At 71.7% G+C, this 16,013-nt stretch carries 11 protein-coding genes; 10 read left to right on the forward strand and 1 reads right to left on the reverse strand.

The window, feature by feature from the left end:
* Positions 1-69: 69 nt before the first annotated feature.
* The gene (gene hppD, locus ACFWZ2_RS42280; RefSeq protein WP_384555128.1) at positions 70-1,164 is read right to left on the reverse strand and encodes a 4-hydroxyphenylpyruvate dioxygenase; all 1,095 of its coding nucleotides are present in this window, start codon (positions 1,162-1,164) and stop codon (positions 70-72) included.
* Positions 1,165-1,474: 310 nt separating this feature from the next.
* Between hppD and ACFWZ2_RS42285 the strand changes: the two genes are divergently transcribed.
* The 10 genes from ACFWZ2_RS42285 to ACFWZ2_RS42330 form a co-directional block, all read left to right on the forward strand.
* On the forward strand, positions 1,475-3,820 hold the full coding sequence (locus tag ACFWZ2_RS42285) for an aminotransferase class I/II-fold pyridoxal phosphate-dependent enzyme (RefSeq protein ID WP_384555129.1): 2,346 nt from the start codon (positions 1,475-1,477) through the stop codon (positions 3,818-3,820).
* A gap of 61 nt (positions 3,821-3,881) precedes the next feature.
* Entirely contained in the window at positions 3,882-4,955 is a 1,074-nt protein-coding gene (gene dpgA, locus ACFWZ2_RS42290) for a 3,5-dihydroxyphenylacetyl-CoA synthase DpgA (protein ID WP_384555130.1), read from the forward strand.
* A 14-nt stretch (positions 4,956-4,969) separates the two neighbouring features.
* Positions 4,970-5,638, forward strand: coding sequence for an enoyl-CoA-hydratase DpgB (gene dpgB / locus ACFWZ2_RS42295; protein ID WP_384555131.1), 669 nt, complete (start codon positions 4,970-4,972; stop codon positions 5,636-5,638).
* Positions 5,635-6,996, forward strand: a complete 1,362-nt coding sequence (dpgC, locus tag ACFWZ2_RS42300; RefSeq protein ID WP_384555132.1) for a (3,5-dihydroxyphenyl)acetyl-CoA 1,2-dioxygenase DpgC — start codon at positions 5,635-5,637, stop codon at positions 6,994-6,996. Before dpgB ends, dpgC begins: the two co-directional genes overlap by 4 nt.
* Positions 6,997-7,008: 12 nt before the next feature.
* On the forward strand, positions 7,009-7,854 hold the full coding sequence (locus ACFWZ2_RS42305) for an alpha/beta fold hydrolase (protein WP_384555133.1): 846 nt from the start codon (positions 7,009-7,011) through the stop codon (positions 7,852-7,854).
* A 37-nt stretch (positions 7,855-7,891) separates the two neighbouring features.
* On the forward strand, positions 7,892-8,116 hold the full coding sequence (locus tag ACFWZ2_RS42310; protein ID WP_384555134.1) for an MbtH family protein: 225 nt from the start codon (positions 7,892-7,894) through the stop codon (positions 8,114-8,116).
* A 48-nt stretch (positions 8,117-8,164) separates the two neighbouring features.
* On the forward strand, positions 8,165-10,276 hold the full coding sequence (locus tag ACFWZ2_RS42315) for an ABC transporter ATP-binding protein (protein WP_384555138.1): 2,112 nt from the start codon (positions 8,165-8,167) through the stop codon (positions 10,274-10,276).
* A gap of 274 nt (positions 10,277-10,550) precedes the next feature.
* Entirely contained in the window at positions 10,551-11,204 is a 654-nt protein-coding gene (locus ACFWZ2_RS42320; RefSeq protein ID WP_384555135.1) for a response regulator transcription factor, read from the forward strand.
* Between the two features lie 20 nt (positions 11,205-11,224).
* A complete protein-coding gene (locus ACFWZ2_RS42325) occupies positions 11,225-12,580 on the forward strand; it encodes a sensor histidine kinase (protein WP_384555136.1) in 1,356 nt (451 codons plus the stop codon).
* Between the two features lie 297 nt (positions 12,581-12,877).
* On the forward strand, positions 12,878-16,013 hold a 3,136-nt coding region (locus ACFWZ2_RS42330), incomplete at its 3' end, for an amino acid adenylation domain-containing protein (RefSeq protein ID WP_384555137.1).

The raw sequence follows: 16,013 nt of genomic DNA on the forward strand, positions 1-16,013 counted from the left end.
CCCGGGGCCACCGCCCCGGGCGCGCCCGTACCCGTGCGCATGCCGCCGTCCCGTTCCCCTGGCCGGGCGTCAGCGCTGGTGGAAGCCCCGCTGCCGGGTGCGCTCCAGCTCCACGGCCTCGTACAGCGCCTTGATGTTCGCGCTGCCGAAGGTCGCCGCGCCCTGGCGCTCGATGATCTCGAAGAACAGCGTGCCGCGCGGATGGGCCGAAGCGGTGAAGATCTGGAAGAGCTGGCCGTCGTGGTCCTCGGCGGCGAGCACGTTCGTCGCCCGCAGGTCCGCCAGGCGCCGCTCGCTGAGCGAGACGCGGCGGCCCAGCAGGTCGTAGTACGACGACGGCGTGCGCAGGAAGGTGACGCCGCGTCCGGTCAGTTCCCGCACCGACCGGACCGCGTCGCGCGCGGAGAACGCCAGATGCTGGACGCCCGCGCCCTGATGGCTCTTGAGGAACTCGTCGACCTGCCCCGTGGCGGCCGAGGTGTCGGGCTCGATGAGGGTCAGCGTCACGGTGCCCGAGGGGCTCTGCACGGCCGTCGACTCCATCGCCTGGGTGCCGACGACGATGCGCTCCTCGAAGATGTTCCGGAAGCCGAGGGCGTCGCGGTAGTAGTCGACCATCGGGCCGAGGTCGCCCGCGTTCAGGCACACCGCGATGTGGTCGAGCTCGACGAGGCCCACGTCACCGGCCGGGGCGCCGCCGCCTTCGGGCACCGGGTCGAAGCCGGGAGGCAGTCCGGACTCCTCCGCGGGGTCGCGCTGGACGAGGGTGTGGACGACGTCCCCGAAGCCGCGGAGCGCCGCGGTGACGCGGCCCGCGTGCGGTGCGGGGTGCCGGTGCGCCAGGGCGCCGCGCGCGACCGCGGCGTGGAAGGCCGCTTCGGCGTCGGCGGTGCGCAGCGCGATGTCGGCGACGCCGTCGCCGTGTTCGAGGACGTACGCCGCGGCGGGGTGCTGCTCCGACACCGCCTGGGTGAGGACGAGGGCGATCCTCCCGTGGCGCAGCGCGATGCCGCGGTGGTCCGCGGACGAGCCGGTCCCCACCACCGTGAATCCGTACCGCTCGACCCAGGAGGATGCCGCGGCATCCAGGTCTTCGACGTACAACTCGACATGGTCGATGGAGAGATCCGCGAGCGGATCCGCTGAAGTGGATAAATCCCGCATGTGTGTCTCCAGAAGCCGGAGAGAAATGAGCTTCAGGGACTCTACGATTCTGATCTCGAATCTGGCCACGGACGATATGGACGGGGCGCGGGAAAAGCCGGGCGGCCCTGGTGGTCGGGGGCGTCACCTGCATAAAGTCGTCGGCACAACGCCGTGTGCTGCTTGTTGCGCCAGGAATAGGAGTCGCTCATGAGCTGTCCAAGTGTGTGATTCGGGCACTTGGACAGCGTTGTTGGACTGTGGTGATACGTGTGAGTCTGAGCGACGGATGGAACATTCTTGCGCACTGCAGGGCGGCGGGGGGAAATCCATGGCGGGACAGCGCATCGACGGATCCGCGCGGAATGTGCGGGAACGCGGCGGGAAGAGCAAGAACGGGGATTCCACTTCCGCCCGGGGAAATACCGCGCGGACCGGGGACGCACACCCCCCGGCCCCGGAGCGCGCCGCCGCGGCGAACCGCGAGATCTTCGACCGCACCGGACTGTGCCAGCGCGCACCGCGCCACCCCGGAACGCCCGAGACCGCCGTGAAGATCCTCGACAGGCCCTGGCCGGCCCCCGTCGTCGTGGGCCCCCTCGACGCCCCGGCGCGGCCCGGCGGCGAGTTCGCCGTCGTCCAGGCCGCGGCGACGGCCGGACTCCCCGCGGTCGTCAGCGCCTTCGCCGAACGCGCCCTCGCCGAACTCGCGTCGGCCGCCGACGCCCCGCTGTGGCTGCGCACCTACGCCTTCAGCGACCCGGCCACCGCACGCAGGATCGCCGGACAGGCCGAGGACGCCGGGTTCGGCGCGCTGCTCCTCGCCATCGGCGGCCGCGACGACATCCGCCTCCGGCGCGTGGCCGCCCCCGCCAACCTCGGCAGTCCCGGCCCGATCGCCGACGTACGCGCCCTCCTCGACCTGCACGCCGACTGGTCCCATGTCGCCGATCTGCGCACGGCCACCCGGCTGCCGCTGCTCGTCGCGGGCGTCCGCACCGCCGCGGAGGCGCTGCGTGCCCTGGAGACCGGCGCGGACGGAATTGTGGTCACCGCCTTCGACGCGCTCCCCGAGATCGCGGAGTCCGTCGCGGGCCGCTGTCCCGTCCTGCTGAGCGGCGGCGTACGGCGCGGCGCGGACGTCCTCGCCTCGCTCGCCGCGGGCGCCGACGCGGTGTTCGCGGGACGGCCGGTCCTCGACGGGCTGCGGTCCGGCGGGCGCGCGGGCGTCGCGGAGGTACTGGACGGTCTCGTACGGGAGTTGGGCGAGGCGATGGCGTTCGCCGGGGCCCGCACGGTCGCCGACATCGGCCCCGGGCTGATCAGGACCGCGCAGCGGCCGCCGGACCCGTCGCCGCCCGCCACCACGACGCCCCTGCGCAGGTCCGAACTGCACGCCAGCGTCCGCGACCCGGTCCTGGACACGATGACCTTCCTCAACGAGATCACCTCGCGCTACCCGGACGCGATCTCCTTCGCGCCGGGCCGCCCGTACGACGGGTTCTTCGACACCGAGCAGATCTTCAGCCACCTGCGCCGCTATCTGAACCACCTGGAGCAGCAGGGCAGTTCGGCGCAGGAGATCCGCACGGCGATGTACCAGTACGGCCCCACCGCCGGGCAGATCCGCGAGATCATCGCCGACTCGCTGCGCGCCGACGAGCACATCGACGTGCCCGCCGAGTCCATCGTGGTCACCGTCGGCGCCCAGGAGGCCATGCTGCTCGTGCTGCGCGCGCTCATCGGCGGACCCGACGACGTGCTCCTCGTCTCCAGCCCCTGCTACGTGGGCATCGCGGGCGCCGCCCGCCTCCTGGACATCCCGCTCACCCCGGTCGAGGAGCGCGCGGACGGCGTCTCCTGCGCCGACCTGGAGACGGCGATCAGGGCGGAAAAGGCGCGCGGCCGGCGTCCCCGCGCCTTCTACGTCGTACCCGACCACTCCAACCCCTCGGGCACCACGATGGGCGCGGCGGCCCGGGCCGAACTGCTCGAACTCGCCGCCCGGCACGGCATCCTCATCCTGGAGGACAGCCCCTACCGCCTGGTCAGCCCGGGACCACCGCTGCCGACCCTGAAGTCCATGGACCGCGCGCACACGGTCGTCCACATCGGCTCGTTCGCCAAGACGGTCTTCCCCGGCGCCCGGGTCGGCTTCGTCGTCGCCGACCAGCCCGTCGCCGACGACTCGGGGCGCGTCGGACTGCTCGCCGACGAACTCGCCAAGATCAAGAGCATGGTGACCGTCAACACCTCCTCGCTCAGCCAGGCCGCCGTGGCCGGCACGCTCCTCGCGGCGGACGGCCGGATCTCGGAGCTGAACGCGGCCGCGGCCGGCTACTACGGCGACGCCATGCGGGCCACGCTCAGGGAACTCGACGCACGGCTGCCGCGCGCCCGCAGGGAGGCGCTCGGCGTGCGCTGGAACGAGCCCACCGGCGGCTTCTTCCTGACCGTCCGCGTGCCCTTCCGCGCGGACAACGCGGCGCTGACCCGGTCGGCACAGGACTTCGGCGTCATCTGGACGCCGATGACGTACTTCTATCCCGGTGGCGGCGGCCTGCACGGCATGCGCCTGTCCACCAGCTATCTGACCCCCGCGCAGATCGCGCGGGGCACCGCGAGGCTCGCGCGCTTCATCGAGGCCGAGTCCGCAGACGAAGGGACGGGACAGTGACCGCAATCAGCAAGGTCGGGCGACCGCGCAGCCAGCGCCGCAGGTGGGGGTGGACCTTCCGATGACCACCGACACCGCTCTGCTCGGGGTCGGCACGGCCGTCACGGCCACCTCGTACACCCAGCTGGAAGTGCTCGACGCGTTCGGGATCACCGACCCCAAGGTGCGCTCCGTCTTCCTGAACAGCGCGATCGAGCGGCGCAATCTCACGCTGCCGCCGCAGGACGCCCACGGCGTACGGACCCCGGAGGAGCAGGGCGACCTGCTCGACAAGCACAAGGCGCTGGCCCTGGAGATGGGCGGCGAGGCGCTGCGCTCCTGCCTCAAGGAGGTCGGGGCGGAACTCGCCGACGTACGGCACCTGTGCTGCGTGACGTCCACCGGCCTGCTCACGCCGGGGATCAGCGCGCTGCTCATCCGCGAACTGGGCCTCGACCGGCACTGCAGCAGGACCGACATCGTCGGCATGGGCTGCAACGCGGGGCTGAACGCCCTTGGCGTGGTGGCCGGTTGGTCCGTCGCGCACCCGGGCGAACTCGCCGTCGTCCTGTGCGTGGAGGCCTGCTCCGCCGCGTACACGGTGGACGGCACCATGCGCACGGCGGTCGTCAACAGCCTCTTCGGCGACGGGGCCGCGGCCGTCGCGCTCCGCGCCGACCCCGACATGACGGTACGTCAGGACCGCACGGTGGCCGCCCCGTCCGTCCTGAAGTTCGCCAGCTGCGTCATCCCCGAGGCCGTCGACGCCATGCGCTACGACTGGGACCGCGAACAGAGCAGGTTCAGCTTCTACCTCGACCCCCAGATCCCCTACGTGGTGGGAGCGCACGCCGAACTCGTCGTCGACCGGCTGCTCGCCGGCACCGGACTGCGCCGCAGCGACATACGGCACTGGCTCGTGCACTCCGGAGGGAAGAAGGTCATCGACGCCGTCGTCGTCAACCTCGGCCTGACCCGGCACGACGTGCGGCACACCGTCGGCGTACTGCGCGACCACGGGAACGTGTCCAGCGGCTCGTTCCTGTTCTCGTACGCACGACTCCTCGAAGAAGGCGTCACCCGGCCCGGCGAGTACGGAGTGCTCATGACCATGGGACCGGGCTCCACGATCGAGACTGCGCTGATCCGATGGTGAGGACGGAGCGGGCCATGGAACCCCTGCACACACTGGAGTTGGACGGTTCGCGGCCGCTGTCGGCCGCCGCCGTGCGCACCGTCGCGGCGCTCTGCGACCGGACCGAGGACCGCGCGGGCCACGGCATCGTGGTCGTGCACGTCACCGGAGCCCCGGACCGCGAAGGGACCAGGGGACTCGACGTCTCCCTCGTCACCAAGTGGGAGCGCGCCCTGCGCCGCCTCGAACGGCTGCCCGCGCCCACGGTCGCCGTGGCCCGCGGGGACTGCGGAGGGACCGCGCTCGACGCGTTCCTCACCGCCGATCTGCGCGTCGCCACCCCCGGCACGCGGCTGCTCGTGCCGCGCGACACCACCGCCACCTGGCCCGGCATGGCCGCCTACCGCCTCGTCCGGCTGGCCGGTGTCGCACGGGCCCGCAGGGCCGTCCTGTTCGGCCGCCCGATCGAAGCGGCCGAGGCCCACGCGCTCGGCATCGTCGACGACATCGCCGAGGACCCCGCGGCCGCCGTCGCCGCCGCGGCCGCACTCACCGGCGGCCTCGCGGGCCAAGAGGTCGCGATCCGGCGGCAGTTGGTGTTCGACGCCGCGACGACCAGCTTCGAGGACGCACTCGGCGCGCACCTGGCCGCCTGCGACCGCACCCTGCGGCAGGGCGCGGCGAGCGAGGCGGCGGCCTCATGACGACGGTCCTGCCCGTGCGGCGCGCCCACGAGGACGTGCCGGACGCCTGGGCGCGGCTCTCCGCCGCGTCCGGCGCCGTCGCCCGCGTCACGGACCTGATGGCGTCGCTGCCGGAGCCGCCCGCGCGCACCCCCGCACAGCGCGCCCGGATGGCCGCCGCCAAGGACGCGGCCCGCGCGCTGCGCACCCGGTTCATGGACGTGTACGCCGACGCGGTGTACGACCGGCTGACCGCCGACCGCACCGTCGACCTGCGGATCGCGGAACTCCTCGAAGCGGCCGCCGCCGAACTCCCCGGCCTGGTACCGGACTCCGCGCGCCTCGCGGCCGAACGGAGCAGGCCCCAGGCCGCCAAGGAAGGCGACGAGATCGACCAGGGCATCTTCCTGCGGGCGGTGCTCCGCTCGGCGTCCGCGGGCCCGCACCTGCTCGACGCCATGCTCCGGCCGACACCCCGCGCGCTGCGGCTCCTGCCGGAGTTCACCAGGACCGGCGTGGTCGAGATGGCAGCCGTACGCCTGGAGCGCCGCGACGACGGCGTGGCCCGGCTCACCCTGTGCCGGGGCGACTGCCTGAACGCGGAGGACCTCCGGCAGGTCGACGACATGGAGACCGCCGTCGACCTCGCACTGCTCGACCCCAACGTACGCGTCGGGCTGCTGCGCGGCGGCGTGATGGACCACCCCCGCTACCGGGGCAGGCGCGTGTTCAGCGCGGGCATCAACCTCAAGAGCCTCAGCGCCGGGGACATCCCGCTGGTCGGCTTCCTCCTCGGCCGTGAACTCGGCTACCTCCACAAGCTCGTCCGCGGCGTGCTCGCCGACCACCCCGGGCAGTGGCACTCGCCGCGCATCGAGAAGCCGTGGGTCGCCGCCGTCGACGGCTTCGCGATCGGCGGGGGCACCCAGCTGCTCCTGGTCTGCGACCACGTGCTCGCCGCGTCCGACGCCTATCTGAGCCTGCCCGCGGCGAAGGAGGGCATCATCCCCGGCGTCGCCAACTTCCGCTTCACCCGGTACGTCGGACCGCGCCCGGCCCGCCAGGTCATCCTGACGGGCCGCAGGATCCGGGCGAGCGAACCCGACGCGCGGCTCCTGGTCGACGAGGTCGTGGAGCCCGAGGAGATGGACGCCGCCGTCGAGCGGAGCGTGGCCCGCCTGGACGGCGAAGCGGTGCTCGCCAACCGCAGGATGCTGAACCTCGCCGAGGAACCACCGGACGCCTTCCGCGCCTACCTGGCGGAGTTCGCCCTCCAGCAGGCCCTGCGGATCTACGGACAGGACGTGATCGCCAAGGTCGGCCGGTTCGGCGCGGGAGCGCAGGAACCGCCCGCGCACGACGGACCCGGCGACGGGTGAAGGGAGCCCCCTGTGCCGATCGCCCGGATCGACGGGATCAACCTCGGCTACGAGGAGTACGGCACCGGCGAGCCGGTCGTCATGGTCACCGGCACCGGTGCGCCGGGCCGGATGTGGCGCACCCACCAGGTGCCCGCCCTGACGTCGGCAGGACACCGGGTCATCACCCTCGACAACCGGGGCATCCCGCCGAGCGATCCCTGCCCCGAGGGATTCACCCTTCACGACATGGCGGCGGACGTGGCCCGCCTCATCGAGCACGTGGGCGCCGGGCCGTGCCGGGTGGTCGGCTACTCCCTGGGCGCGATCGCCGTCCAGGAACTCCTCCTGGCCCGCCCCGGCCTCGTACGGCAGGCCGTCCTGATGGCGACCAGCGGCCGCACCGACGCGCTGACCGCCGCGATGACGGCGGCCGACCTGGAACTCGGCGACGGCGCGGACAAGGTGCCGCCCCGCTTCGCGGCCTATGTGCGCGCCCTGCAGAACCTCTCCCCGCGGACCCTCAACGACGAGGACCGGCTGCGGGACTGGCTCGCCGTGTTCGAGATGGCGTCCGTGGACCTGTCCGGGGTCCGCGGGCAGCTCGGCCTCCAGCTCATCCCCGACCGCCGCCCCGCGTACCGGCGCATCACCACGCCCTGCCTCGTCATCGGATTCCAGGACGACCTCGTCGTACGCCCGCACTTGTCCCGCGAGGTCGCCGAGAGCATTCCCGGAAGTTCCTATGCCGAGCTGCCCGGCTGCGGCCACTACGGATATCTGGAGAACCCCGCGGCGGTGAATTCCGCGATCGTCTCTTTCTTCACCGCAGGCCGTCTGGACGGCCTTGTCGCTCCCGATGAGCCCCGGCTAGCGTGACACACGCCCTGCCGACGGAATTGTGATCGGAGTTGTTATGCCGAACCCGTTCGACGACGAAAACGGCACCTTCCTCGTTCTCGTCAACGACGAGAACCAGCACTCGCTCTGGCCCTCCTTCGCGGAGATACCCGCCGGCTGGAAGGCCGTGTTCGGCGAGGACACCCGGAAGGCCTGCCTCGACTACATCGAGGAGAACTGGACGGACATGCGCCCCAAGAGCCTCATCGAGGAAATGGACAAGTACGAAGCCGCCAGCTAGGCGGACCCCCGACCGGAACGACAACGAAAACAGGAGGTTTTCGTGGCCATGATCGGCGGCCCGGGGCCGATGGTGATACGGGGGATGGGTCCGGACGAGTCGGTGACCCGGCAGAAGATCAAAGCCGGCACGGCGAAACGAATCCTCCCCTACGCAAAACCGTACCGAGTCAACATAGTCCTGCTCCTCGTCGTCACCGCGCTGAACGCAGGCAACGTGGTGGCCATGCCCATCCTGTTCAAGTACCTCATCGACGACGGCATCACCAAGGGCAACACCTCCGTCGTCGTCTGGATCTCCGTGGCGGTCGCGGGACTCGCACTGATCAGCGCGGTCGTGGGATTCGCGGAGGCCTGGTTCTCGGGCCGGATCAGCGAAGGACTCATCTACGACCTGCGCACCAAGATCTTCGACCATGTGCAGCGCCAGCCCCTGGCGTTCTTCACCCGCGCCCAGACCGGCTCCCTCGTCAGCAGGCTCAACACCGACGTGGTCGGCGCCCAACAGGCCGTCACCACCCTGCTGTCCACGGTGGTCTCGGCGGGACTGACCCTGATCCTCGTCCTCGGCGCGATGTTCTACCTCTCCTGGGTGGTCACCCTCATCTCGCTGATCGTGATCCCGCTGTTCATCCTGCCCGGCCGCCTCGTCGGCCAGCGCCTCCAGCGGATCATGCGCGAACACATGCAGGTCAACGCCGAGGTCGGCTCGTTCATGAACGAGCGCTTCAACGTCACGGGCGCGCTCCTCGCCAAGCTGTACGGCCGCCCCTCCTCCGAGACGGGACTGTTCTCCCGCCTCGCCGCCAAGGGCCGCGACCTGGGGATCCTGACCTCCGTCTACGGCAAGATGCTCTTCCTGACGATGACCCTCGTCGGTTCGCTCGCCACCGCCCTCGTCTACGGCCTCGGCGGCAGCCTCGTCATCGAGGGCACCTTCCAGATCGGCACGCTCGTCGCGCTCGCCACGCTCCTCACCCGGCTCATGGCACCGATCAACCAGCTCTCCGGCGCCCACACCAGCCTGGTGACCGCACTCGTCAGCTTCGACCGGCTCTTCGAGATCCTCGACCTCAAGCCGCTGATCTCCGAGAAGCCCGGCGCCGTGCCCCTGCCGTCGGCCGCCGCGGGCGGCAGGACGGCGCCGGAGATCCAGTTCGACGGGGTCTCCTTCCGCTACCCGAAGGCCGCCGACGTCTCCCTCGCCTCACTGGAGTCGATCGCGCTGCCCTCGCAGGAACGCACCACGAACACCTGGACCCTGCGCGACCTGAGCTTCACCGCTCCGGCCGGCAAACTGACCGCCCTCGTCGGCCCGTCGGGCGCGGGCAAGACGACCATCACCCACCTGGTGCCGCGGCTCTACGACCCCGTCGAGGGCGTCGTCCGCATCGGCGGCCACGACATCCGCGACGTGACGCTGAAGTCGCTCAACGACATCGTGGGCATGGTCACCCAGGACGCCCACCTCTTCCACGCGACCATCCGCGACAACCTCACCTACGCCCGGCCCGACGCGACCGAACAGGAACTGATCGACGCGTGCAGGGCCGCGCAGATCTGGCATCTGATCGAATCGCTGCCCGACGGCTTCGACACCGTCGTCGGCGACCGCGGCTACCGCCTGTCCGGCGGCGAGAAGCAGCGCATCGCCATGGCGAGGCTGCTCCTGAAGGCCCCGCCCATCGTCGTCCTCGACGAGGCCACCGCCCACCTGGACTCGGAGTCGGAGGCGGCCCTGCAACGCGCCCTGAAGACCGCCCTGCGCGGCCGCACCTCCCTGGTCATCGCCCACCGGCTCTCCACCATCAGGGACGCCGACCAGATCCTGGTCGTCGACAAGGGCCGGGTCCAGGAACGCGGCACCCACGAGGAACTCCTCGCGCTCGACGGGCTCTACGCGGAGCTGTACCGCACGCAGTTCGCCCGCCAGACCTCGGGCAACGGCGACGAACCGCGCCCCGAGCCCGTCCCCGAACCGGTCGGCGGCCCCGTCCTGCACGGCGGCCCGGACGGGCCCATGCCCGGCGGCCCCGGCGGACCCGGACTCTTCCTGCTCCCGCCGGGCGCGGGACCGGGCCCCGACGGAGGACCCGTCCCGGGCCCCGGCGGCGCGGGCCCGAGGATCATCGGCGGGCCGCCCCCGCCGCGGCAGGGCTGAGCAACTCCCCGTAGGGATACGGGAGTACGCCTACGGCAGTACGCACACGGCTACCTCGGTAGGCACGGGGAAGCGCGGCATCCGCATCGTCCTCCGCGACGGCGCGGATGCCGCGCCGTCGCGCGGGGTACCGTGCTGCTGTATGTGCTGCGCACACGGCCGCGGCGGGCTGTGACCGGTACGTGACGCCGGCCCGGGCATCCTGGTCAGCCATGATCCGTGCCGTCGCCGCCCGCTCAGCTCGGTCGCAACGCGCGCTACGTGGGGGTGAGCGGTGAGGGTGCTGGTGGTCGAGGACCATGCCGAACTGGCCGAGTCGGTGGCCAGGGTGCTGCGCAGGGAGGGCATGGCGGTCGACGTCGTGTACGACGGCGAAGGCGCACTGGAACGCACGTCGGTGGTGGACTACGACGTGGTCGTGCTCGACCGGGACCTCCCCGGCATCCACGGCGACGAGGTCTGCGGCGCCCTGGTCGAGGAGCCCGCCCGCACCCGGGTGCTGATGCTGACGGCGTCGGGCACCATCGCGGACCGCGTGGAGGGACTCACCCTCGGCGCGGACGACTATCTGCCCAAGCCCTTCGCGTACGCCGAACTGGTCGCCCGCATCCGGGCGGTGGCCCGGCGCTCGGCGACCGCGGTCCCGCCGGTCCTGGTCCACGACGACCTGCGGCTCGACCCCGCACAGCGGATCGCCACCCGCTCCGGGGAGCGACTCGCCCTCACCCCCAAGGAGTTCGCGGTCCTCGAATACCTGCTCGCGGCACAGGGGCGCGTGGTGTCCGCCGAGGAACTCCTGGAACGGGTGTGGGACGAGGCGGCCGACCCGTTCACCACCACGGTCAAGGCGACGATCAACCGGCTGCGCTCGAAGCTGGGCGCACCGCCCCTGGTCGAGACCGTGCCCCGCGGCGGGTACCGGATCTGAAGACGTGATGCGAGATGCCGATGCGTGAGACGCCGATCCGCCCGCCCCGTTCGCCCCGCGTCGCCCGGCTCCGCGCCGCGGTCCTGCCCCGGCTGCTGCCCCGGCGCGTGCGCATGCGGCTCACCCTGCTGTACGGCCTCATGTTCGTCCTGTCGGGCGCCGTCCTGCTCACCATCACCTACCTCCTCGCCAACCGCCCCAACGGCTTCTTCCTGTTCAGCCGCGGCAGCCTCGGAGGGTCCGGATTCCCCGCCGACGGCGGCATCCACCTGTACCCGGACAACATGGCGCCCAGCACCGTGGACGCCTTCGCCGAGGCGCAGCGGCAGCAGGCCGTACGCCAGCACGCGGCCGAGATGCACGACCTGCTGATCGAGTCGGGCATCGCCCTGGCGATCATGTCGGTGATCGCCATCGGCCTCGGCTGGCTGATCGCGGGGCGGGTGCTGCGGCCGCTGCGCACCATGACGTCCAGCATCCAGCGGATCTCCGCGCGCAATGTGCACGAGCGCCTCGCGGTCGAGGGCCCCGGCGACGAACTCAAGGACCTGGCCGACACCGTCGACGGACTGCTCGGCCGCCTGGAGACCGCGCTCGACTCGCACAAACGGTTCGTCGCCAACGCCGCGCACGAGCTGCGCACCCCGCTGACCGTCGAACACGCGCTCCTGGAGGAGTCGTTGATCGACCGCGACGCCACCGTGGACTCGTTCCGCTCCAACTTCGAGCGCCTGCTGGTCCTCAGCGAGCAGCAGGCGCGGCTCCTCGAATCCCTGCTGACCCTGTCCAGCAGCGAACGCGGACCGGACCGCAGGGAACCCCTCGACCTGGGCGAACTCGCGGACCAGGTGGCGCTCGGCTGGCGCGCCGAGGCGGAGCGGCGCGGGCTGCGGGTGCACACGGTGACGGGGCGGGCGGACATCTGGGGCGACAGCGCGCTCGTCGAACGGCTGGTGGCCAACCTCCTGGACAACGCGCTGGATTACAACGTGCCCGGCGGGTGGGCGAAGGTCGAGGCCGGTGTGGAGGGCGGCAACGCCGTCGTCCGGGTGACCAACACAGGACCGACGATCCCGCAGGACCGGGTGGGCCGGCTCCTCGAACCCTTCCAGCGGCTCGACCGCAGCTCGGGCGACGGCCACCACGGCCTCGGCCTCTCGATCGTGCGCTCCATCGCCCTCGCCCACGGCGCGGCCCTGCGCGCGGAGGCCAGGCCGCAGGGCGGCCTCGTCGTCGAGGCGGCCTTCCCCCTGCGGGCGGCGGACCAGCCCGCCAGGCACCACCACGGTCTGCACAGGCCACCGCCGCCCGCCGCACTGACGGCCGCCGCCGAAGCCCCGACAGGGCGCGAATTCGGCACGCCAGAACCCCGATAGCCCGATAGGGCGTCTCTCGATTTCCCTTCGCGCCGGCCGCGGACGCCATCCCGTACGCCATCTCCGACGCCGTCTCAGACGCTCGCGCGAAATGCACGGCCGGGCCTAACCTGGAATGCGCGCATGTCCGTCCAGGTGTCCAAGTGCGGAAAATGCGCGGTTGGACGGCCGCCGGGAAAGCCGGGGCACCCCGGCATTCATCGCCTTCACGACCGGCAATGAGTATCGTCCTCATGCGAGTTCGTCCGAGTGGAGTCGAGTAATGAGTCGACGCGGATCGCGCGACTAGGGGGATATATGAACGGCAAGGCTGGTCGCGCTCTGCCCCTGTTCGATTCCCAGGAAGGAATCTGGCTCGCGCAGCGCGTGGAGGGCTCCCGGCGTCTTTACAGCGTCGGTCAGTACGTCGAAATCCTCGGCCCCGTCGACACGAAGACATTCGGGCGAGCGCTGCGGCAGGCCGTCGCGGAGACGGAAATCCTGCGGGTGCGCGGCGTGGAATACGACGACCGGGGACGGCCGTCGCAGATCGTCGTTCCTTTCCCGGAAAGGGAGGTGTCCCTCGCCGGGCCCATGGAACAGACGGACGTCATGGATCACACGGACGTCATGGACCACATAGACGTCATCAACCACATAGACGTCATGGATCTCACCGCCGAGGACGATCCGCGGGCGGCCGCCGAGGCATGGATGCGGGCGGACATCCGCATGGAGAACGGCGCCGACACCGAACGGCCCTTCTCGCACAGCCTTTTCCGTCTCGCCCACGACCACTACGTCTGGTTCCAGCGCTACGACCACCTGCTGATGGACGCCTTCGGCTGCACCCTCATGGCGCGCCGCGTCGCGCACCTCTACACGGCGCTCCTGAACGGACAGGCTCCCGCCCCCTCCGGGCACGCCTCCCTCCGCGACCTGCTGGCGCAGGAGTCCGCCTACCGGGACTCGGAGCGGTCCGCGCGCGACCGCCGGTACTGGCTCGACCGCTTCGCCGACCGGCCCGACCTGCCGGGCGTCCCAGGGCCCGGCGGCGCCCCGCACGAAGTCCTGCGCGAGACGGGCGACTTGCCGCTGTCCGCCGTCGCCGCACTGCGCGCGGCGGCCACCCGGGCGGGAGTCAGCTGGCCGAGGCTCGTCGTCGGGGCGTTCGCGGCCTTCACGGGCCGGATGAGCGGTTCGCACGAGCCGATCCTGAGCCTCCCGGTCGCGGGACGCACGACGGCGGAGTCCCGGCGCACCCCGGCCACGATGGCCAACATCCTGCCGCTCCGGCTGCCCGCAGCCCCCGGCGCGAGCCTCCTGGACGTGGCGCGGACGACGGGCCGCGAGATCGGCGACCTCCTCGACCACCAGGGATTCCGCGGCGAGCGACTGCGCCGCGAACTCAACTGGCCGGTCGGCGACCGCTGGCACTTCGGCCCGTACGTGAACGTGCTGCCGATGGCCGGGGAGACCCTCCGCTTCGGCGAACACCGGGGCGTCGTCCGCGACATGTCGAGCCGCCGCGTCGAGGACTTCGGCGCCCTGGTGAGCGGCTGGTCGCAGCACGAGGGCATGCGGATCACCTTCGAGGCCAACCCGACGCTGTACGACCGTGACTGGCTCCGGGGTGCACACCGCTCGTTCCTCACCTTCCTCGAACGCGCCGTGGCCGACCCTTCGGTGCCGGTGGGACGCGTGGACACGGTGAGGCGCCCGGAGCGTTCCCGGGTGGTGGAGCGCTGGAACGACACGGGTCGGCCGGTTGCGGCCGATTCCGTGCTCGGCGCGTTCGAAGGACGGGCCGGGCGATCGCCGGGTGGGGAGGCGGTCGTCTCGGCCGAACGTGCCCTTTCGTACGGGGAGTTGGACGCGTCGTCGAATCGGCTGGCCCGGTATCTGGTCGGCCTGGGGGTGGGGCGGGAGTCTCGGGTGGGCCTGTGCCTGCCGCGGGGCGTGGACATGGTCGTGGCGGAACTCGCGGTGTGGAAGGCGGGCGGCGCGTTCGTTCCGCTCGACCCGGAGTATCCGGCGGACCGGCTCGCCTTCATGGTTGCCGACAGTGGCGCGGAGGTCGTCCTCGGTGTCGGCGAGTCGCTGGCCGGGGTGCCGGTAGGAGCGGCGCGGGTGGTGCTCCTCGACGAGACGCGGACCGCGCACGCCATCGACGCGGAGCCCGCCGTACGGCTGGGGCGGGAACCCCGACCGGATCAACTCGCCTACGTCATCTACACATCGGGGTCGACCGGCCGCCCGAAGGGTGTGGCGGTGGCGCACGGCGGCGTGGTGAACCTGGCGGAGGCGATGCGGCCGGTGCTGGGTGTGGCCGAGGGGGTCGTCGCGTTGCAGTTCGCGTCGTTCAGCTTCGACGCGGCGGTGCTGGATGTGGCGGTGACGCTGGCGGGTGGGGGGACGCTCGCGATCGCGTCGGCGGAGGAGCGGGCGGAGCCGGGCGCGTTGGCGGCGATGATCCAGGCGGCCGGGGTGAGTACGGCGAGTGTGGTGCCGTCGCTGCTGGGTGTGCTGGATCCGGCGGCGGTGGAGAGTGTCGAGAACTGGGTTCTCGGTGCGGAGTTGCTGACGGCAGACCTGGCGAGTCGCTGGACCGGTCAGGCACGGGTGTGGAACACCTACGGGCCGACCGAGGCGACAGTGATCACTACGGCGGGACCTGTGGCGGGGGACATACGGCCGCACGACGCGCCGCCGCCGATCGGGCGTCCGCTCGGGAACGTACGCACGTATGTCCTGGACAGTTCCCTGCGGCCGGTGTCGCCGGGTGTCGTGGGTGAGTTGTACGTGGCGGGTCCTGGAGTGGCCCGGGGGTATGTGGGGCGGCCGGGGTTGACGGCTGAGCGGTTCGTGGCGTGCCCGTTCGGTGCGGGCCCCGGTGACGGTGGCGGGCGGATGTACCGGACCGGCGACCTGGCGCGCTGGACTTCCGACGGGCAGCTGCTGTTCGCGGGGCGTGCGGATGAGCAGGTGAAGATCCGTGGGTTCCGGGTGGAGCCGGGTGAGGTGGAGGCGGTGCTGGCCGCGTATCCGGCCGTGCGTCAGGCCGCCGTGGTCGTACGCGAGGACCGCCCCGGCGAGAAGCGCCTCATCGGCTACGTGGTCGCGGACGACGCCGATGGCGACGTGTCCCCGCACACGCTCCGGGAGTACATGGCCGGTGCCCTGCCCGAGTACATGGTCCCGGCTGCGGTCCTCGTGCTCGACGCGCTGCCGCTCACCGCCAACGGGAAGCTCGATCGTGCCGCCCTGCCCGCGCCGGACTTCGCCGGTACGGGAGGTGGCCGCGGTCCCGCGACGCCCGTGGAGGAGGTGCTGTGCGGGCTGTTCGGCGAGGTGCTCGGGCTCGGGCGGGTCGGCGCGGATGTGTCGTTCTTCGACTTGGGCGGGGATTCGTTGTTGGGGATGCGGTTGGTGGCTCGGGTGCGGGCGGTGCTTG

This window comes from Streptomyces sp. NPDC059002 (assembly GCF_042740435.1).
GTDB lineage: Bacteria > Actinomycetota > Actinomycetes > Streptomycetales > Streptomycetaceae > Streptomyces.